General features: G+C 60.8%; 20 protein-coding genes and 1 pseudogene. 13 read left to right on the forward strand and 8 right to left on the reverse strand.

The window, feature by feature from the left end:
• The 4 genes from L972_RS21080 to L972_RS17010 form a co-directional block, all read left to right on the forward strand.
• Positions 1-532: DUF4010 domain-containing protein (locus L972_RS21080; protein ID WP_047439807.1), on the forward strand; the 532-nt coding region annotated here is incomplete at its 5' end.
• A gap of 86 nt (positions 533-618) precedes the next feature.
• A complete protein-coding gene (locus tag L972_RS17000; RefSeq protein ID WP_047439787.1) occupies positions 619-1,209 on the forward strand; it encodes a sugar O-acetyltransferase in 591 nt (196 codons plus the stop codon).
• The gene (locus L972_RS17005) at positions 1,206-1,544 is read left to right on the forward strand and encodes a DUF1294 domain-containing protein (RefSeq protein WP_047439790.1); all 339 of its coding nucleotides are present in this window, start codon (positions 1,206-1,208) and stop codon (positions 1,542-1,544) included. Before L972_RS17000 ends, L972_RS17005 begins: the two co-directional genes overlap by 4 nt.
• Positions 1,545-1,658: 114 nt before the next feature.
• Entirely contained in the window at positions 1,659-1,871 is a 213-nt protein-coding gene (locus tag L972_RS17010; RefSeq protein WP_005348798.1) for a hypothetical protein, read from the forward strand.
• Between the two features lie 68 nt (positions 1,872-1,939).
• On the opposite strand, the gene yrfG is transcribed toward L972_RS17010, so the two are convergent.
• On the reverse strand, positions 1,940-2,620 hold the full coding sequence (gene yrfG, locus L972_RS17015; protein WP_047439791.1) for a GMP/IMP nucleotidase: 681 nt from the start codon (positions 2,618-2,620) through the stop codon (positions 1,940-1,942).
• A gap of 147 nt (positions 2,621-2,767) precedes the next feature.
• On the opposite strand from yrfG, the gene nudE reads away from it, so the two are divergent.
• Positions 2,768-3,376 (forward strand): ADP compounds hydrolase NudE, encoded by a 609-nt coding sequence (gene nudE, locus L972_RS17020; RefSeq protein WP_047439793.1) that lies wholly within the window; start codon positions 2,768-2,770, stop codon positions 3,374-3,376.
• Positions 3,377-3,413: 37 nt separating this feature from the next.
• A complete protein-coding gene (cysQ, locus tag L972_RS17025; protein ID WP_005357849.1) occupies positions 3,414-4,226 on the forward strand; it encodes a 3'(2'),5'-bisphosphate nucleotidase CysQ in 813 nt (270 codons plus the stop codon).
• On the opposite strand, the gene L972_RS21520 is transcribed toward cysQ, so the two are convergent.
• Complete coding sequence (locus tag L972_RS21520; RefSeq protein WP_129504805.1) at positions 4,223-4,420, reverse strand: hypothetical protein; 198 nt, start codon at positions 4,418-4,420, stop codon at positions 4,223-4,225. The two genes, cysQ and L972_RS21520, sit on opposite strands and share 4 nt — an antisense overlap.
• 243 nt (positions 4,421-4,663) lie before the next feature.
• On the opposite strand from L972_RS21520, the gene L972_RS17030 reads away from it, so the two are divergent.
• Positions 4,664-5,935, forward strand: a complete 1,272-nt coding sequence (locus L972_RS17030; RefSeq protein ID WP_047439795.1) for an aromatic amino acid transport family protein — start codon at positions 4,664-4,666, stop codon at positions 5,933-5,935.
• Positions 5,936-6,002: 67 nt separating this feature from the next.
• Here the strand turns inward: L972_RS17030 and L972_RS17035 are convergent, their stop codons facing one another.
• From L972_RS17035 to metJ, 3 genes are all read right to left on the reverse strand, one after another.
• Complete coding sequence (locus tag L972_RS17035; protein WP_005343050.1) at positions 6,003-6,341, reverse strand: tRNA-binding protein; 339 nt, start codon at positions 6,339-6,341, stop codon at positions 6,003-6,005.
• An 84-nt stretch (positions 6,342-6,425) separates the two neighbouring features.
• The gene (locus tag L972_RS17040) at positions 6,426-7,148 is read right to left on the reverse strand and encodes an AraC family transcriptional regulator (protein ID WP_052200083.1); all 723 of its coding nucleotides are present in this window, start codon (positions 7,146-7,148) and stop codon (positions 6,426-6,428) included.
• Between the two features lie 41 nt (positions 7,149-7,189).
• Complete coding sequence (metJ, locus tag L972_RS17045) at positions 7,190-7,513, reverse strand: met regulon transcriptional regulator MetJ (RefSeq protein WP_005340251.1); 324 nt, start codon at positions 7,511-7,513, stop codon at positions 7,190-7,192.
• Between the two features lie 205 nt (positions 7,514-7,718).
• On the opposite strand from metJ, the gene metB reads away from it, so the two are divergent.
• Positions 7,719-8,891: a cystathionine gamma-synthase gene (metB, locus tag L972_RS17050; protein ID WP_047439799.1), complete on the forward strand. Its 1,173-nt coding sequence runs from the start codon at positions 7,719-7,721 to the stop codon at positions 8,889-8,891.
• A pseudogene (locus L972_RS17055) lies at positions 8,891-11,347 on the forward strand (bifunctional aspartate kinase/homoserine dehydrogenase II). The gene metB and the pseudogene L972_RS17055 overlap by 1 nt, the downstream one beginning before the upstream one ends.
• 93 nt (positions 11,348-11,440) lie before the next feature.
• Here the strand turns inward: L972_RS17055 and L972_RS17060 are convergent.
• Complete coding sequence (locus L972_RS17060) at positions 11,441-12,706, reverse strand: inorganic phosphate transporter (RefSeq protein WP_005343043.1); 1,266 nt, start codon at positions 12,704-12,706, stop codon at positions 11,441-11,443.
• 25 nt (positions 12,707-12,731) lie between these two features.
• Positions 12,732-13,412: a TIGR00153 family protein gene (locus L972_RS17065; protein ID WP_047439801.1), complete on the reverse strand. Its 681-nt coding sequence runs from the start codon at positions 13,410-13,412 to the stop codon at positions 12,732-12,734.
• 169 nt (positions 13,413-13,581) lie between these two features.
• Between L972_RS17065 and L972_RS17070 the strand changes: the two genes are divergently transcribed.
• Positions 13,582-14,550 (forward strand): CYTH domain-containing protein, encoded by a 969-nt coding sequence (locus L972_RS17070; RefSeq protein ID WP_047439802.1) that lies wholly within the window; start codon positions 13,582-13,584, stop codon positions 14,548-14,550.
• A gap of 77 nt (positions 14,551-14,627) precedes the next feature.
• Here the strand turns inward: L972_RS17070 and dapA are convergent, their stop codons facing one another.
• Positions 14,628-15,500 (reverse strand): 4-hydroxy-tetrahydrodipicolinate synthase, encoded by an 873-nt coding sequence (gene dapA, locus L972_RS17075; protein ID WP_005343041.1) that lies wholly within the window; start codon positions 15,498-15,500, stop codon positions 14,628-14,630.
• A 281-nt stretch (positions 15,501-15,781) separates the two neighbouring features.
• Here dapA and rsmC point away from each other — a divergent pair, with 281 nt between their 5' ends.
• The 3 genes from rsmC (at position 15,782) to glgA (ending at position 19,629) form a co-directional block, all read left to right on the forward strand.
• Positions 15,782-16,810 (forward strand): 16S rRNA (guanine(1207)-N(2))-methyltransferase RsmC, encoded by a 1,029-nt coding sequence (gene rsmC, locus L972_RS17080; RefSeq protein ID WP_047439804.1) that lies wholly within the window; start codon positions 15,782-15,784, stop codon positions 16,808-16,810.
• 151 nt (positions 16,811-16,961) lie between these two features.
• Complete coding sequence (glgC, locus tag L972_RS17085; protein WP_005340236.1) at positions 16,962-18,179, forward strand: glucose-1-phosphate adenylyltransferase; 1,218 nt, start codon at positions 16,962-16,964, stop codon at positions 18,177-18,179.
• Positions 18,169-19,629, forward strand: a complete 1,461-nt coding sequence (gene glgA, locus L972_RS17090) for a glycogen synthase GlgA (RefSeq protein WP_005357826.1) — start codon at positions 18,169-18,171, stop codon at positions 19,627-19,629. The genes glgC and glgA overlap by 11 nt, the downstream gene beginning before the upstream one ends.
• The last annotated feature ends 171 nt before the right edge of the window (positions 19,630-19,800 follow it).

A 19,800-nucleotide genomic window follows, 5' to 3' on the forward strand; every position in this document is an offset into this window, starting at 1 on the left:
GCTGGCGGGGGCCACCATGTGGCTGCGGCTGCTGGTGCTGGTGTTGCTGATTCACAGCGAGCTGGCGATGCGCCTCGTCGCCCCCCTGTTGCTGCTGGCCACCACTGTCTACGGCTTCGCCTTCTGGTTATGGCGTCAGCGCGAAGAGCTGACCGACGGCCCGGTGCAGCCGGAAACCAGCAACCCGCTCGATCTGGCCACCGCCATCAAGTTCGGCCTGCTGCTGGCGCTGATCGGCTTTATGGCCACCCTGCTGCAAGACAAGGTGGGTAACTCCGGGGTCTACCTGCTGGCGCTGGTGTCGGGGATCACCGACGTGGACGCCATCACCTTGTCGCTCTCCCAACTCTCCCATAAAGAGCTGGCACTGGAGGTGGCCGCCCGCGGCATCCTGCTCGCCGGGCTGGTCAACTCGCTGGTGAAGGGGCTGCTGGCCTTGGGGATAGGCGGTCGCAGTCTGGGGCTGCGGGTGCTGCTCCCCTACTTCATCTCGGCCCTGCTGATCCAGCCCCTCGTCTGGCCCGCAGGTTGACGGGGATCACCTGCAACAAGTGACAGACTGACGGCGCCCCTGACAGTCACGTATACTGCCTGTTCTTGCAGCATGGGGAGGTAGCAATGGCGAGCGACTGGGACAAGGTACTGGCAGGCGGGGCACTGGATAGCCAGAGCGATGAGATAGCCAACGACCGGATCCGCGGTCAGGCGCTGCTGGCCCGGCTTAATGGTTCATCGGCGGGCGATGGCCCTCTGCGCCAGCAGATCTGCCGCGAGCTCTTTGGCCACTGCCCCGACTCCTGCTGGATCAGCACGCCGTTCACCTGCGAGTTTGGTCGCAACATTCATATCGGCGAGAAGACCTTCTTCAACTTCAACGTCACCATTCTCGATCTGGGCGAAGTGCATATCGGCAGCCATGTGCTGCTGGCCCCCAACGTGCAGATCTACACCGCCACCCACACCATGAACTATCTGGAACGACGCAACTGGACCGCCTACAACAAGCCGGTACGGATCGGCGATGACTGCTGGATCGGCGGTGGCGCCATCATCTGCCCCGGCGTCACCATAGGGCCGCGCTCCATCATTGGCGCGGGCGCCGTGGTCACCCGCGACATCCCGGCCGATTCGGTGGCGGTGGGCAATCCGGCCAGGGTGATCCGCACCCTCAAGCAGGATGAGGAGCGCTGCTGGGAGCTGGCCCAATGATGGCGCTGGCACTGCTGCCACTGGGCGCCGCCCTCTGGCTCGGCCTCGGCGAGCAGCAGTGGTGGCCGCTGGCCGTGTTGCTCACCATGAGCCTGCTCACGGTGGCCGCCTACGCCTGGGACAAGCGGCAGGCGGTACGGGGTGAGTGGCGCATTTCCGAATCCCGTTTGCATCTGCTGGAGCTGTGCGGTGGTTGGCCGGGGGCGCTGGTTGCCCGCCAGTGGCTGCGCCACAAGACCCAGAAGCGCAGCTACCGGCTGGTCTTCTGGTTTATCGTGCTGCTACACCTCACCCTGTGGGGACTCTGGCTTGGCCGCCCCCTCTGGCAGCAATAGCCAACTGCATCACAAAGGCGAAACGGGCCCCATTGCGGCCAATTGGCGGCTGTGAGAAAACAGAACGGATCCCATCAGCGTTTTTGCCGTTTATAGACGACAAGGAGTCGTGACATGACCATGTGGACAGGCATAGTCCTGATCGTATTTATCAGCGTATTGTTCGGCTATCTCGGCAAGCGGGCCCGCTATCAGATGGGGGATGCCCGCATCACCGACCGCCTCGGAAAGCAGGATCTGGTCATTCGGGAGCTGCAGGAGCGGGTCGCCAATCTGGAGGCGATCGTCATCGAAGAGGAGAAGCGGCGCCCGTTTCGGGAGCTGTGATTTTTTCACCGCCAGGTTTCAGATACTGAGAGGGCTGCACGATGCAGCCCTCTCTCGTTTCAGCAGACTCAGATTGCCAGCGGCAGCAACTCGGCATAGTCGCGGATCGCCGGAAAAGCGGTAATGCTCTGCTCCGGCTTGCAGCTATCCGGATTCTGGATCGCCAGCTGATAACCGATACCATAGTCGGCGGCGGCCCGCAGGATCCGCTCGCTGTCATCCACAAACAGGGTGCGGGCAGGATCGAACGCCAGCCGCTCGGCCAGTGCCTGCCAGCAGTGTTGGCTCTCCTTCGACCAGCCCAGCTCGTGGGTACTCACCATCAGATCCAGATGGTCGCTCAGCCCCAGCTGCGCATCCTTCACCGACAGGCTGGCGGGGTGGGCGTTGGTGAAAAGCACCAGCTGCTTGCCCGCGGCACGCAACTCGGCCAGAAAAGGGATGGCATGGGGACGCCACTGGATCTTCGCCAGCAGCTCCTGCTTGAGGGCACGAATGTCGAGCCCCAGGGTCTCGCTCCAGTAATCTACGCAATACCAGTTGAGGGTGCCGTTGACGGCGTGATAGTGGACGTCGATCTGCGCTTTGGCTTCATCCAGTGGCAGCCCGAGCCGCTCGGCGTAACGCTCCGGCACCAGTTGCTGCCAGAGGTAGTTGTCAAAATGGAGATCGATCAGAGTGCCATCCATATCGAGCAAGATGGTATCTATCTGGTGCCAGGGCAAGGTGGTGGAGCGGGAGTGTGGCATCGGGCCTCTTGATCTCGGTGTCGCGAAAGAAATGGAGCGGCAGTATAACGGATTTTTCCTCCCCCTTTGCCCTCCCCGGCCCGTGGTGTTCGGTGTGAGAGTCGTTTACTCTTGAAGCACGATTTTTTAACGAGCAGCCAGCGTCCGATGAGCGACCCCCACAAGAGCAAACCCGAGCACATCTCAGCCGACCAACTGGATAACCCCAAGAGCAAACCGGAGATCCTCAAGGCCGAGATCGTGGCCGAGAGCCGGCTGTTCAAGGTGGAATCGCTACACCTCAAATTCTCCAACGGCGAAGAGCGGGTCTACGAGCGGATGCGCGGCGGCAACCGGGGTGCCGTCATGGTTGTGCCGCTGTTCGATGCCCACACCCTGCTGCTGGTGCGCGAATATGCCGCCGGCACCCACTCCTACGAGCTGGGCTTTCCCAAGGGGCTGATCGACCCGGGCGAAGATGCCTTCGAGGCTGGCAACCGGGAGCTGATGGAGGAGGCGGGCTTTGGCGCTAACAGCCTGACCCTGCTCAAGCAGGTGTCGCTGGCGCCCGGTTACTTCTCCAGCCGGATGGACATTTTACTGGCCCGGGATCTCTTCCCCGAGCAGCGGATCGGCGACGAACCCGAACCGCTGGAGGTGATCCCTTGGCCACTCAACCGGATCGACGAATTGCTGGCGCGACCCGACTTCACCGAGTCGCGCAGCATCAGTGCCCTGCTCTTGGCCCAAAAGTGGCTGGCGAAGCAGGCAGAGTAGCCCGCAGACGGGCAGTTAACAGACAGAGGATAACGAGATGCAGGAGTTGTTGGCCTGGGTGCCGGGGGTCAAGGAGATTGCCCGCGAAGCCGGAAGGATCCTTCACGACATCTATCACGGCGGTCAGTTCGAGCGTCAGCTGAAGGAGGATGCGACCCCGGTCACCAGTGCCGATCTTGCTGCCGATGCCTACCTCAAACAGGCGCTCTCGGCGCTCACTCCCCATGTGCCGGTGCTGACCGAAGAGGCGGCCGACATCCCCTTCAGCCAGCGATCCAACTGGCGGCAGTACTGGCTGGTAGATCCCCTCGACGGCACCGGCGAATTTATCGCGGGTAGCGGCGATTTCGCCACCCTGATCGCCCTGGTGCGGGACAATGTGCCGGTGCTCGGGGTCATCTATGCTCCCGAGTCCAACGTGCTCTACTGGGCGGTACGCGGCTACGGCGCCTTCAAGGAGGTGAATGGCGAGGTGTTGCCCATCAGCGCCATGCATCACGAGCATGACCAGCCTGACTCGCTGGTGGTGGCTATCAGCCGCCGCCAGAAGCTGGAGAACCTCACCCGCCGCCTCAACCCGGCCATCAACTACGAGCTGATCCCGCTTGGTTCCAGCTCCCTCAAATCCTGTCTGGTGGCGGAAGGGGCAGCCGATTGCTACGTAAGGCTCGGCCCCACCGGCGAGTGGGACACCGCCGCCGCCCAGTGCATCGTCGAGGCAGCCGGTGGCCGTATCCTCAGCCTGGCGTTGCAGCCACTCAGTTACAACGAAACCGAGTCGCTGGAGAACCCTGACTTTATCGTGATGGGGGATCCGGATCTCGCCTGGGGCAACATTCTGGCCCACTAGACGAGTAGCAATATCATCACACCAGACAAGCAGGCGGCCCGATGGCCGCCTGCTTTTTCAGAGTCGTTGTCCGGGGTGATGGCCGGTGTGATCCGCTGGTCAAGGCGCTCTTGAACAGCGTGATACGCTGGCAAAGCGGCAAAATGATAGTGAAACATCACAATCGGTCGGCGAGAAATGGTACGATTTTTCACGTAATTCTGAAAACACCTGATTAGCCAAAATAAAAAAATGACAGTAGATCAAATTTTGGTTTTATATTTCACATAAATCACAAATATCAGTTTTTTTTCATTCTGCGATCCAGATTCCATTCCCAATCTCGCTGGCTAAACCCCGCAATGGCAGTGATATGTTTCAGTCTCGCTTTTTGAGAATTAAATCCCGATAAACCACAATGAACTCAGATTAAAACACTAACAAAAAGTGAATTAGTAATGAGTTTATCTGTAGAGGCTACCAAGGAGCTATCCGGTTCCTGCTCCACCACGGTCAGCACCACCCGCTGGCGCCGTCACGACACCCACTGGGTCATCAGCCTGTTTGGCACCGCCGTTGGCGCCGGCATCCTGTTCCTGCCCATCAATCTGGGTCTGGGCGGCATCTGGCCCCTCGTTATCGTCGCGGTACTGGCAGGCCCCATGACCTTCCTCGCCCACCGCGGGCTGGCGCGCTTCGTGCTCTCCTCGTCACGCCCCCACGCCGACTTCACCGAAGTGGCGGAGGAGCATTTCGGCAAGATGGCCGGTCGCCTCATCTCGGCGCTCTACTTCCTCTCCATCTTCCCGATCCTGCTCATCTACGGGGTCGGGCTGACCAACACGGTGGAGAGCTTTATGGTCAACCAGCTCGGCATGGCGACCCCGGATCGGGTGATGCTCTCCGGCGTGCTGGTGTTCGCCATGATCGCCGTGATGCTGGCGGGTGAGAAAGCGATGCTGCGCGCCTTCGCATTTATGGTCTATCCGCTGGCGGCCATTCTGGCGGCCCTCTCCTGCTACCTCATTCCCCAGTGGCAATGGCCGGAAGTGACCACGTTTGAGGGGGTCAGCTTCCTCAACACCGTCTGGCTGGCGCTGCCGGTCACCGTGTTCGCCTTCAGCCACGCCGCTGCCATCTCCGGTTTTGCCAACGTGCAGCGCCGTGAATATGGCGAGCAGGCGGAAGCCAAGAGCGGCCTGATCCTGCGCAACACCACAGTAATGCTGGTGGGCTTCGTGCTGTTCTTCGTCTTCTCCTGCGTGCTGAGCCTCTCGCCAGCCCAACTGGCCGAAGCCAAGGCCCAGAACGTCTCGGTGCTCTCCTATCTCGCCAACATCACCGACAACCCGGTGATTGTGACTCTGGGGCCGCTCATCGCCTTTATCGCCATCAGCTCCTCCTTCCTCGGTCACTTCCTCGGTGCCCGCGAAAGCCTCAAAAGCCTGATCGCCAAGCCCACCGGCCTGCCGTTGGCCAAGGCGGACAAGTTGGGTATCGCCCTGATGTTCTTCGCCATCTGGGGCGCAGCCGTCATCAACCCGGGCATTCTGGGACTGATGGAGACCCTCTCCGGCCCGGTCATCGCCATGATCCTGTTCATCATGCCGGTGATTGCGATCTACAAGGTGGATGCGCTGGCCCGCTTCCGTCACGGCTGGACCAACGGCTTTATCCTGCTAACCGGTTCGCTGGCGGTATCGGCGCTGATCTTCAGCCTGTTGAAGTAACGGCGAGCAACAAGCAAAAAGAGAGGCGACCTTGGGTCGCCTCTCTTGTCTCTGTTCGGGTGTGAACTCAGCCCAGCCTGGCGCCGTTCTCCACCGCCTGCTCGGGAATGGCCATCACTACAGCGCCATCCGGCCGGTAGAAACCGGTCAGCAGAAACTCCGACTGAAACGGCCCTATCTGCTTGGTCGGGAAGTTGACTACGGCGATGATCTGGCGGCCCACCAGCTGCTCTGGCTGGTAGAGGGCGGTGATCTGGGCGCTGCTCTTGCGGATCCCCAGTTCAGGGCCAAAATCCGCCCACACCTTGTAGGCCGGTTTACGTGCCTCGGGGAACGGCTCGACCCGCACCAGGGTGCCCACCCTCAGCTCCACCATTTCGAAATCCTGCCAGCTAATCGTCTCCATTTCGGCTCCTGTTTATCGTGCACCTTGCATGACCCGCAGCATGGCCCAAAGAGAGCATCCCGTCTTCGGCAATCAGCCGTTTCGTTATGGCAAGTGGCCGTTTTGCTGGCGCCAGAGGGACGGAGTGAGCCCGGTCTCACTCAGAAAGCGCTCGCTGAAGGCCCCCTGATTCTGGTAACCGCAGCGGCTGGCAATCTCGCCAACGGGCAGCTGCGTGCCGGCAAGCAGGGTGCGCGCCAGTGCCATGCGCCGACTGCGAATGTAGTGGGAGACGCTCATCCCCAGCTGCTGGCGAAAAGCGAGCTTGAACTGGCTCTGGCCAAGGCAGGCGATGGCGGCGAGTTGCTGATTGGTTAGCGGGGTGGCGAGGTTGGCATCGATATGGCGTTGCACCTTGAGGATGCGGGCGGCAAGACGCGGGGTGGCAGTGCTCTGCATCCCCTGCCCTTGCGCCAGCAGGGAGAGCCACACCTGCGCCATGCCCGCCACCTGCCGCCCCTCGGCCACCATGCGGTGCAGAAACGCGAGGTAGTGGCGCTGGGGCTCATCCAGCTCGATAAAGGGGCAAGCCGCCAAATCGCCGGGTAACCAGTCGCTCTCCTGCACCAGAAACGAAAGCGCGGGAGCGGCAGCGTAGTCGTGCCGCTCGCCGGGGGCGATGACGCAGGCAGAACCGGGGGCAAGTCGACGCGCCCGGCCCTGCACCTCGATCTCGAGGGGGCCGTCGAGGGGGATCACCAGCTGGGCAAAGTCGTGACTATGGCTGCAGACGTGGTGGTGATAGTGGCGCAGGCTGAAGCGGGACATGGCAGATAGCAATGACGCGGCCAGGGCCGCGTCATTGGGGGTTATTCCTTGTCGAAATCTTCGATCTCTTTGCCCAGCGCTTCCATGATGGCGCGCGCTTCGGCCGGGACACTGTCCGGTTGATCCTTGCGCAAATCTTCGTCACAAGGGAGCGGCTGGCCGGTGAAAGCGTGCAGGAAGGCTTCACAGAGCAGCTCGCTGTTGGTCGCATGACGCAGGTTGTTCACCTGACGGCGGGTGCGCTCATCGGTCAACACTTTCAACACCTTGAGCGGGATCGAGACGGTAATCTTCTTGACCTGTTCGCTCTTCTTACCGTGTTCCGCGTAGGGGCTGACGTAGTCGCCGTTCCACTCTGTTCCCATGACTCACCTGTTCTCATTTAGCCGTGAGCGCGGATTTTAACCCTTAAGGAAATTAATGGCAATCCAACAGCAAAGCCATTTAGACGTCCGGAAGTGTTGACGGCTTTTTTAAGCTGGCGTAGTGTGGTTGTCCATGAGCCCGCAATGGCGGGATGGCGCGTGGCAGCAAGATGCCGGCGTGTAAAGAGACATCAAGGAGAGTGATATGACCCACAAGGCCACCCTGGCGGTTCGCACCGGGATTGAGACAGACACACAGCACGGTGCCGTGGTGCCCCCCATCTACCTCTCCAGCAACTACACCTTTGCCGACTTTGGCGAACCCCGTCAATACGATTATGCCCGCTCTGGTAATCCTACCCGCACCAATCTGGCGGACGCGCTGGCGGCGCTGGAAGGGGGCGCTGGCGCCGTGGTCACCGGCACAGGCATGGGCGCCGTCCATCTGGTCACCACTGCACTGCTCAAGGCTGGGGATCTGCTGATTGCCCCTCACGACTGCTACGGCGGCACCTGGCGCCTGTTCGAGTATCTGGCGGCCAAGGGACACTACCGGGTGCAATTTGTCGATCAGGGGGATGAGGCCGCTCTGGCCGCCGCTCTGGCCCAGAAGCCTGCGCTGGTATGGGTCGAGACCCCCTCCAACCCGCTGCTGCGGGTGGTGGATATCAGCGCCATTGCCAGCGCCACCCACGAGGTGGGTGCGCAGGTGGTGGTGGACAACACCTTCCTCTCCCCCCTGCTGCAACAACCCCTGGCCCTCGGTGCCGACGTGGTGGTGCACTCCACCACCAAGTACATCAACGGTCACTCAGACGTGGTGGGCGGAGTGGCGATTGCCAAGGAGGCCGCACTGGCCGAGTCGCTGGTGTGGTGGGCCAACTGTCTGGGGCTCACCTCCGGGGCGTTCGACTCCTACCTCACCCTGCGCGGTCTGCGCACTCTGGCCCCCAGATTACGCACCCATCAGGAGAACACCGATCGCATCCTCGCCTTCCTGCAACAGCAGCCACTGGTGAAACGCATCTATCACCCCAGCCTGCCGAGCCATCCGGGCCATGATATTGCGCGCCGTCAACAGTCCGGCTTCGGCGCCATGCTAAGTTTTGAACTCGATTGCAGCGAGGCTGGCATTCGCGCCTTCCTCGCGGCCCTCACCCTCTTCTCGGTGGCCGAGTCCCTCGGCGGAGTGGAGAGTCTGGTGGCCCATCCGGCCAGCATGACTCACAGGGCCATGACCCCGGTCGCGCAGCAGGCAGCAGGTATCAGCGCCCAGCTGCTGCGGTTGTCGGTCGGTATTGAACACGGTGAAGACCTGGTGGCCGATCTGGCTCAGGCTTTTGAACAGGCGCAGCAGGCAGAACAGGTAGCGAAGTAATGGAACAGCAGCAACAAGGAGAGAGCGCGGTGGCCACAGAAGCAGGATTGAAGCGGCGTCACGTCCACAAATTTGGTGGCAGCAGTCTGGCGGATCCGGTCTGTTATCGCCGGGTCGCCAGTATCGTTGAACAACAGGTGGGCGGGGATGAACTGATCGTGGTCTCCGCCGCCGGCAAGACCACCAACCGGCTGATCCAGCTGGTGGAGCTGGCCGAAGCGGGGGACGAAGCCGCCGGTGAAGCCATCTCGGCCCTGCAGGCCTATCAGCAGAGCCTGATCGACGGCCTGCTGGAGGGTGAACTGCAGCTCGATCTGAGCAAGCAGCTGGCCGACGACATGCAGCTGATCGCCAAAACGCTGGAGGGACAGTTTGATCGCTTCGCCCGCAACGGCCTGCTCGCCTTTGGCGAAGTGTGGTCGGCTCGCCTGCTGGCTGCTCTGCTCACCAGCCGCGGCGACAAGGCTATCTGGCTCGATGCCCGCAGTTTCCTGCGCGCCGAGGATGGCGCTCTGGTCTAGGTGGATACCGCCCTCTCCAGCGAGCTGCTCAAGGCGCGACTGGCGGAGCATGCCGGTCGCATCGTGGTAACCGGCTTTATCGCTGCCGACATGGAGGGGCGCTCCCTGCTGCTCGGTCGCAACGGTTCCGACTACAGCGCCAGCCTGTTGGCGCTGCTGGCGGACGGCGAATCCACCACCATCTGGAGCGACGTGGCCGGGGTCTACAGCGCGGACCCGCGTCGGGTGAAAGAAGCGCGTCTGCTGGAGCGCCTGAGCCTCGCGGAAGCCAACGAGCTGGCCCGCCTTGGCTCTTCGGTGCTGCATTCGCGCACCCTGCAACCTGTGGCCGACAGCCGCCAACGCCTCACCCTGCGCTGCAGCTACAACCCGGACGAGGGCTGTACCCATATCCTGCGCCGCGCCCCCCGCTCCGGCGGCGCCCGCATCGTCTCCTCGGTGGATCAGATCGCCCTCATCGAGCTGAAGGTGCTGCCGCAAACCAACTATGAACAGACGGTGGCCACCATCGAGGCCCATCTGGCCCGTCACCGCCTCAACCCGCTCACCCTGCAGCGCCAGCCAGATCGCCGGATCCTGCGCCTCGCCTACACCCTTGAGGTAGCACAGGGCGCCTTCGAGCTGCTGCGCGACTTCCAGCTGCAAGGGAGCTTCACCGGCCTCATCCAGAAAGAGGGGTACAGTCTGGTAGCGCTGGTCGGCGCCGGTGTCACCGACAACGCAGAACAGTGTCATCGCTTCTATCAGCTGCTGGCAGACCAACCGCTGGAGTTCGTCCAGGTGGCCCGAGATGGCCTGAGTCTGGTGGCCGTGCTGCGCCAGGTGGTGTTGGAGCCGCTGCTCATCGCCCTGCACAGCGCCCTCTTCAGCCGCCCAACCCGGGTCGGACTGGTGGTGTTCGGCAAGGGCAATATCGGCGGCCACTGGCTGAGCCTCTACGCCCGTGAAAAGGCACGGCTCGAACATGAGCTCAATCTGGCGCTCACCCTCTACGGGGTATTCAGCTCGGAAGGGGGCCTGCTCGATGAAGAGGGGCTCAACCCCCTCAAGGTACAGGACAACTTCAATCCCAAGCCGCTGATCTGGCCGGAGTTGCTCTCCCAGCTTGAGCAGCACGGCTTCGATGCGCTGATTGCGCTGGACATGACCGCCAGCGAAACGGTGAGCCGCTACTACCCCGACTTCGCCCAGCTCGGCATTCACATCATCGCCGCCAACAAGTTTGCCGGTGCCGCCGACAGCGAGTTCTACCAGCGCATCAAGCAGACCTGTCGCGACCATCAGGTGCAGTGGCGCTACAACGCCACCGTGGGCGCCGGGCTGCCAATCCAGTCCAGCATCCAGATGCTGCGCCAGAGCGGCGACCGCATTCAGGGGGTCTCCGGCATCTTCTCCGGCACCCTCTCCTGGCTGTTCCAGCAGTATGACGGCACCCGCCCCTTCTCCGAGCTGGTGGACGAGGCGTGGCAGCACGGTCTGACCGAACCGGATCCCCGCGAAGATCTCTCAGGTCAGGATGTGCGGCGCAAGCTGCTTATTCTGGCACGGGAAGCGGGCTTCGAGCTCGACTCCGCCGATATCGAGCTGGAGAATCTGGTGCCCGTCACGCTGCGCAAGGTGACCGCCGATCAGTTCATGGACAGACTGAAAGAGCTGGATGGCCCGATCCAGACCGCCTTCGAAGGGGCCAAGCGCCTCGGCAAGGTACTGCGCTACGTGGCCCGCTTCGAGCATGACGGCAAGGCGCGGGTCGGACTGGAGGCGCTGGAGCCCCATCACCCGTTTGCGAACCTCTTGCCGTGCGACAACATCTTCGCCATCGAGAGCGACAGCTACCGCACCAACCCGCTGGTGATCCAGGGGCCGGGGGCGGGTCGGGAAGTGACGGCCGCCGCTATCCAGTACGATCTGTGGCAGATCTGCGCCAGCCTCTAAGGCAGATTGCAAAGGGAGCAGCACCTCAGCTCCCGCGCACAATAAAAAAAGCCCGAGTCGATGACTCGGGCTTTTTGCTGAATGCCGCTTCGATTAGGAGAAGCAGGCCTGCAGCACGTAGAAGATCGCGATAGCCAGGATGGCACCGGCAGGCAGGGTGATGATCCAGGAGACCACGATGTTGCGCAGAACACCCAGGTTCAGCGCCGCAATGCCGCGCGCCAGACCGACCCCCATCACAGCGCCGACCAGAGTCTGGGTGGTGGAGATGGGCAGACCGGTACCGGAGGCAATCACTACGGTCGCGGCGGTCGCCAGCTGGGCGGCGAAGCCACGGCTCGGGGTCAGGTGAGTGATGCCGGTACCGACCGTCGCCATCACCTTCTCGCCCATGGTCGCCAGACCGATCACGATACCGATACCGCCGAGGGGTAGGATCCACCAGGCAATGGCTGCCTGACTGGAAATCTCGCCACCGGAAGCCACAATAGAGGCCACCGCAGAGAGCGGGCCAATGGCGTTGGCCACGTCGTTGGAGCCGTGGGCAAAGGCCATGGCACAGGCGGTGATCACCATCAGGATGCCGAACACCTTCTCCACGTTGGCGAAGTGCATCTTGCTGTCATCCTGCGGGTTGTACTTCTGGCCGCGAATGTAGATCCAGCCGGCAAACGCCACTGCGATGGAGATGGCGATGGAAAGCAGAATGCCCTCGCCATCGCTCAGGTGCAGACCGACGTGGGTCAGCCCCTTCTTGATGGTCACCAGGCAGATCACCAGCGCAGTCAGGAACATGTAGAACGGCACATAGCGCTTGGCGTTGTTCAGGGGGTCATCGGTGTTGAAGATAAGCTTCTGCACGCTGATGAACATGAAGTAGGCGATGACACCTGAGATGGCCGGGGTGATGACCCAGGAGCCGACGATGCCGCCAAACTTGCTCCACTGCACCGCTTCCGGGCCAATGCTCACCACCGCAAAACCGACGATGGCGCCGATGATGGAGTGAGTGGTGGAAACAGGCCAGCCGAAGTAGGAGGCGAGGATCAACCAGGCGCCTGCCGCCAGCAGGGAGGCGATCATGCCGAGCACCAGCAGGTCCGGGCTATCGACAAACGCATTGCTGTCGATGATGCCGTTACGGATGGTGGCCGTCACTTCGCCACCGGCCAGATAGGCACCGGCAAATTCGAAGATCATGGCAATGATGATCGCCTGACGGATGGTCAGGGATTTGGTGCCGACCGATGTCCCCATGGCGTTGGCAACGTCATTCGCGCCAATACCCCAAGCCATCAAAAAGCCGAACAAGGCCGCCACGAGCACCAGAGTGGTGCCGTAATTCGCGATAATGTCCATTAGTAGTGTTTACCCAGTCAGTCGATTACGAACGAGCCAGCATCAGTTCCAGACGGGCGCCTACGCGCTCAGCCTGATCTGCCAGGTCACCTACCCATTCGAGGATCTTGTAAAGGAACATCACATCGATCGGATTGTAATTGTGCTCAACCGCTTGCAGCTGTTGGCGCAGTCCGATCTGCATGGTGTCTGTATCGTCCTCGATCAGATCCAGCTGGTGGATCATCTCGGCAACCATTTCCACTTCCCGTCCTTTGAAGCCGGTCTCAAGCAGCTCGTCGAGCTCCCCGATCGCTTTCTCGGCCTGAGCGGTCGCATCAATACAACGTTTGAGGTAAGCCATGAAATCCGTCCGCATTTCGGCGGGGAACTCCATGCGACGACCAAGCATGCGGCCGGAGATATCCTTGGCACGGTTGGCAATCTTGTCTTGCTGGGTCAACAGCTCCAGCAGGTCGGTACGTGCAACCGGCAGGAACAGGCCGCGAGGCAGTTTCAGACGGATTTCACGCTTGAGGGTATCTGCCTCTTTTTCCAGTTGGGCGATCTGCTGCCGGATCTTCTCGGCATCTTCCCAACGATCTTCGGCAACGGCGTCAAAGAAGGGAACCAACTGCTGGGAGCACTGGTAAACCTTGACGATATGCTTCTGCAGCGGCTTGATGGGGGACTTGGCAAAAAGCCCCAAAATAGTATTTACTGGCATGGCCAAACCTGTGTCGGTGAAAAAACACTCGATACGATTTTATGAGGCGCGCATGGTAACCGAACTGCGCCCTCAATTAAACCGCGAATTAATCTAGTCGTCTCGCGGGCATTATATCCCCGCGACCCGAATCCTGCCCCCCAAAGTTGCCTGCCAGCCCGGAATGACTATGCAAACTGAGATCGAGATAAAGTTTTTTGTCGCCAGCGACATTCAACCCGAGTTATCCAACCTGCTGAATTCTCTTGAGATTAAAGAATCGTCACAACAGCAGCTCGGCAACGTCTATTTCGATACGCCGACCCTCGACCTGCGTCGTCTGGATATGGGGCTACGCATTCGCCGCTGCGATGCCTTCGCCGAGCAGACCATCAAATGCCGCGGTCAGGTGGTGGGCGGCCTGCACGCCAGACCCGAGTACAACACCCCTGTCAGCGGCGATCTGCCGACCCTCTCGGCCTTTCCCGATGAGATTTGGCCGACCCTGACCGAGCGTGACCACATTCAGCAGCAGCTGGTCGCCCAGTTTCGTACCGACTTCCTGCGCCGCCATTGGCTGATCGCCTTCGAGGGGGCCGAGATTGAGCTGGCCTGGGATCAGGGAGAGATAGTCGGCAGTCAAGGCAGCACCACCATCAACGAGCTGGAACTGGAGCTCAAATCAGGGGCTACCGCGGCGCTGTTTGCACTGGCCCAACGCCTCGCCAGGAGCGGCGGGCTGCGCCTTGGCGCCCAATCCAAGGCCCAGCGCGGCTATCGACTCGCCGGGCTCGGCAAACCGCTGGCCCTGCAGGCGCTGGTCGAACATGGAGGTATGGATGGCATAACGGGGGTAAGCGAGGGGCTGCGTCACTGGCAGCATCACGAGCAGCTCTGGCTGGAGCATCCGCAGGATGAAGGCATTCAACAGCAGGCACTCGCGGCCCTGTGCCAGGGGATCGATCTGGTCGCCCGCAGTGCAGCCACACTGCCACAACCCGCCCCCTGGCTGCCAGCACTGACCAGCCTGCACGCACATCTGCAAGCCCAATCGGGCGAGCATGACGAGTGGCCTGCCGAGCTGGCCGCTCTCTTCCTCTATCCGGCGTATGTCGAGTTGCAGCTGGCCATCGCCGCCTGGCTGCATCACGCAGCCTGAGTGGGTCGATGTCGTAAATAAAGGCCTGAAAAAAAAGCTGAAAACAAAACGGGTGAGCCTTGGCTCACCCGTTTGCATTACAGCAGGTTGAGCTGCTGCATGGCGCTGCGAATGCGCTCGCGGGTCGCTTCCGACAGCGGCATCACCGGCAGTCGGCACTCCTCGCTGCAGAAACCGAGCAGGGAAGCGGCATATTTGGCACCGGCCGGGCTCGGCTCGGCAAACATCGCCTGATGGAGCGGAATCAGCCGGTCTTGCAGCTCACGCGCTTCTTGCCACTTGCCCGCCAGCGTGAGGTTCTGCACCTCGGCTACCAGCTTGGGCGCCACGTTGGCGGTCACCGAGATACAACCCTGACCACCGCCGATGTTGTAGGCCACGGCAGTAGCATCTTCACCGGAGAGCCAGGCGAAGGGCTTTTTGATCAGCTGACGCTCGGTCCAGGGGCGGGCCAGATCGCCAGTCGCGTCTTTCACCCCGGCAATGCGCGGCAGCTCGGCAAGACGGGCCAGGGTCGCCGGTTGCACGTCAACGATGGCGCGCGGCGGAATGTTGTAAACAATGATCGGCTTGGCGGTGGCGTCGTGGACAGCCTTGAAGTGGTGGTAGAGTCCCTCCTGATTGGGGCGGTTGTAGTAACCGGCCACATGCAGAGTGGCATCAGCCCCCACCCGCTCGGCATGGAGGGTGTACTCGATGGCTTCGACCGGATTGTTGGAGCCCGCTCCGGCAATCACCGGAATACGGCCAGCGACCTGTTTGACCACCAGCTCCACCACTCGGCAGTGCTCGTCGTGGGTCAGGGTTGGGCTTTCGCCAGTGGTACCGACCGGCACAATGCCGTGAGTACCCTGCTCGATATGCCACTCAACCAGACGCAGCAGCGCCTCTTCATCCAGCTTTCCCTGTCGAAACGGGGTGATCAACGCAACGATTGAACCTTGAAACATGGGATCTCCTTCTCCTAAATGACGCGCATATGGCAATAAAAAAACCCCGGTACGATGTGCGCAACCGGGGTTTGAAGCTTCTCAGGGATGAGAGGTTACGCGCGAACGTCGGCAGGCCCGAATTTCAGGCTTTTTTTGTGCTTTCGTTTCAACCCGTTGAACCGCATTTCGTCATCTCTGGTCAAAAAATGGTGTCTGGGCATATTTCGGGAACACGGCATAAATGTCAAGGCGAAAGGGGCTATGTATAATGGCCGCCCAAAATTGCGTGGAGAGACCCGATGAGCAGCCCTATCAGTGCCGTCAGCCAGATGCTGGAACGAAACCAAGCCCTCTTTGTCGGCAAGCGGCTACTTGTCTGTGGCGCGCTGGAGGATGACTACCCCCGCCAGCTGGTGAGCCTGGCCCGGACCCTGACCGTCTTTACCACCGATTACTGCTACTACCGCAGCCAGCAGGCCGCCCTCGGCGAGGCTATCCTGTTCGACCACCAGCTCGGCGGCGCCCCGCGCTTCGATGCCCTGTTACTGCTGATGCCCAAGGCCAAGGCCGAGGCACAATATCTGCTGGCCATGATGACCCCCTTGCTGGAAGCGGGTGCCGACCTGTTCCTCGCCGGTGAAAACCGCGGCGGCATCAATGGCGCCGACAAGCTACTGGTCCCCTATGGCGAAAAGCCGATCAAGCGCGATTCGGCCCGCCGCTGCTCCCTCTATCATGGTGAGCTCTGCAAACCGGTCGCCCCGTTCGATCTGGATAGCTGGTTTGGCCGCTATCAGTGCAAGGCCGGTGATACCGAACTGACCGTGCTGGCGCTGCCCGGCGTCTTCAGCGCCGCCGAGCTGGATCTCGGCACCCAGATGCTGCTGGCCGCCGTACCGCCGATGAAGGGCGAACTGCTCGATTTTGGCTGCGGCGCCGGGGTGATTGGGTCCGTGCTGGCCAAGCGCAATCCGGATCTGCAGGTCAACATGGTGGATATCAGCGCGCTGGCGCTCGAATCGAGCCGCCGCACCCTGGCGATCAACGGTCTGAAGGGCAAGGTCACCGCTTCCGATGTCTATTCGGATCTCTCCACCCGTTTCCAGCACATCGTCTCCAACCCGCCATTCCATGCGGGTCTCAAAACCTTCTATGCGGCGACCGAGCAGTTCCTGGCCAAGGCGCCGGAATTTTTGCTGCCAAATGGTTCGCTGACCATTGTTGCCAACGCCTTCTTGCGCTACCAGCCTATACTGGAGACACACTTCAAACGGACTGAAGTGATCAGCAGTGATGCCAAATTCAAGGTCTATCTGAGCAAAATGTAAATAAGTGTAAGCCGCACAATAAAACAGCTAGAGAGCGCCATCCGGCATCTGATAAGGTATTAAGCACACGATAAAAACCACCCCTTTAGGGGTGTTTTTATACCGAACATTGAAAACCTTTTCATGTTGTTAATTCAGGGAGAGAAATACGATGGCAGGCATTTTGACCATGATCCTGGCTGGTGGCGAAGGTACTCGCCTGCAGCCTCTGACCACCACCCGCAGCAAGCCTTCCGTCCCCTTCGGTGGCAGCTACCGGCTAATCGACTTTGTCCTCAACAACTTCGTCAACGCCGACTTTCTGCGCATCTATGTACTGACCCAATTCAAATCCCAGTCCCTCTACCTGCACATGAAGAAGGGGTGGAATATCGTCGGCATCACCGACCGCTTTATCGATCCCATCCCGGCCCAGATGCGGATGGGCAAACGCTGGTATGACGGCACCGCTGACGCCATTTATCAGAACCTCGGCTTTATCGAGCGGGCCGAACCGGATCACGTCTGCATCTTCGGCTCCGACCACATCTACAAGATGGATGTGAGCCAGATGGTCACCTTCCACAAGCAGAAGAACGCCGCCATGACGGTCGCGGCCCTGCGCATGCCCATCGAAGAGGCGAGCGCCTTCGGGGTGATCGAGGTGGATACCGAAGGGCGGATGATCGGCTTTCAGGAAAAGCCGAAGCAGCCCAAGCACATTCCCGGCGATCCGACCCAGGCGCTGGTCTCCATGGGCAACTACATCTTCGAGACCGATGCCCTCTGCCGCGAGTTGAAGCGGGATGCCGCCGAGGAGAACTCCAGCCACGACTTTGGCAAGGATGTGATCCCGAGCCTCTACCCGCGTGCCCCCGTCTATGTCTATGACTACAGCACCAACGTCATCCCCGGCGAGAAACCGCACGTCTACTGGCGGGATGTGGGCACCCTCGACTCGTATTGGCAAGCGCACATGGACCTGGTGGCCGACAATCCTCCCTTCTCCCTCTATAACCGCAAGTGGCCCCTGCACACCCACTATCCAGCGCTGCCACCGGCCACCTTCATCGACAGCGACGAGTGCAAGGTGAAGATCGCCAACTCGCTGATCTCCGCCGGTTGCTTCATTCAGGGCAGCCAGATCCAGCGATCCATCCTCGGTTTCCGCTGCAATATCGGCGCGTGCAGCCATATCAGTGAGTCCGTGCTGCTGGGGGATGTGAAGATTGGTGAAGGCTGCTCCATCCGGCGCGCGATCATTGATAAAAATGTTGAAATTGCACCCGGCACCGTTATCGGTGAAAATCTCGACCACGATAGAGAGCGATTTACCGTATCCGAAGGCGGTATCGTGGTGGTACCTAAGGGAGCAAGAGTTGGCTATTAACCCACTGAAAATCCTGTTTGTTGCCTCGGAGGTTGAGGGGCTGGTCAAGACCGGGGGCCTGGCCGATGTCGCCAGAGCCCTGCCGATGTACCTGGCCCAGAAGGGGCATGATGTCAGGATCATGCTCCCCTTCTACAAGACGATAAAGCGACGGGATGAGGCCAGACTGGTGGCGTCACGCTGGTTGCCAACCCACCCCGGGCTGCCGGATATCGGTTATCGCATCTACCAGATGGAGCTGGATGGCGTCTGCGTCTATCTGCTCGACTGCCCGCAATATTTCGATCGTCCCCAGCTCTACGCCGAGAACAATCAGGCCTATCCGGATAATGGAGAGCGCTTTGCCTTCTTCTCGGCCGCGGCCCTCCATGCCTGCGAGCAGCTTGGCTTTGCCCCGGATATCGCCCACTGCAATGACTGGCACACCGGCCTGCTGCCACTGCTGCTGAAAACCCGTCACGCCCACAACCCCTTCTTCCAGCAGACCCGCAGCGTGATCAGCATTCACAACGCGGCGTTTCAGGGGGTGTTTGGCCGCGAGCAGTTCTGGGCCATGCCCGAGATCGCCGACTACGAACGCCGCATCAACTACGACTACGGCCACGTCAATCTACTCAAATGCGGGGTGCTCTACGCCGACAAGATCAATGCGGTCAGCCCCAACTATGCCCAGGAGCTGCTGACTCACCTCGGCGCCCACGGCATGGCGCATATCTTCCAGCAACGGGCCGCGGATCTCTGTGGCATCCTCAACGGCTGCGATTACAAGGACTGGGATCCGGAGTTCGACGAATTCCTGCCTGCGACCTACAGCATCGACAACATGGCTGGCAAACAGATCTGCAAAGAGAGCCTGCAACAGGAGGCGGGGCTGGCCGTGGCGGACTTGCCCATCTACGGCATGGTTTGCCGCCTGACCGAGCAGAAGGGCGTTCCCCTGCTGCTCCCTGCGCTGGAGAAATTCCTCCACCATCAGGTACAAGTGGTGATCGTCGGCTCTGGCGATCCTGCGCTCGCCACGCAACTGCAAACCATGGCCCGGGATTATCCGGGCAAGCTCGCCTTCATCAACACCTATGACGATCGACTGGCTCATCTGGTCGAAGCCGGTGCCGACTTCTTCCTGATGCCCTCTCTGTTCGAGCCTTGCGGCCTAAACCAGATGTACAGTCTCGCCTATGGCACCCTGCCACTGGTGCGCGCCGTGGGTGGTCTGAAAGATACCGTGGTGGATTGGGATGCCGATCCCGAGCATGCCACCGGCTTCTGCTTCAACGATCCGACTGCCGCCATCCTGCTCGATACCATGCGCCGCAGCCTGCTCTATTTCCTGCAGGACAAAGAGCGTTTTACCAAGGTACAGCGCAATGCCATGAGCACCCGCTTCAACTGGCCTGACTCGGTCACCCAGTATGAACGGATGTATCAGAGCGCATTGGGCCGTTACTGAACGCCAAACGTCAGCTGATTGCTGAAGTTTTGTACCCTTGGCGCCACTTTGGGCGTCAACAGCGAAAAAAGTCCCCTTTGGCTGTTGACGCTCCCCCAAAACTCTATAGAATCCCCCTCCGCAGTGATGCGAAGGTGGCGGAATTGGTAGACGCGCTAGCTTCAGGTGTTA

This window comes from Aeromonas sp. ZOR0001 (genome assembly GCF_000801015.1).
Lineage (GTDB): Bacteria > Pseudomonadota > Gammaproteobacteria > Enterobacterales > Aeromonadaceae > Aeromonas > Aeromonas veronii.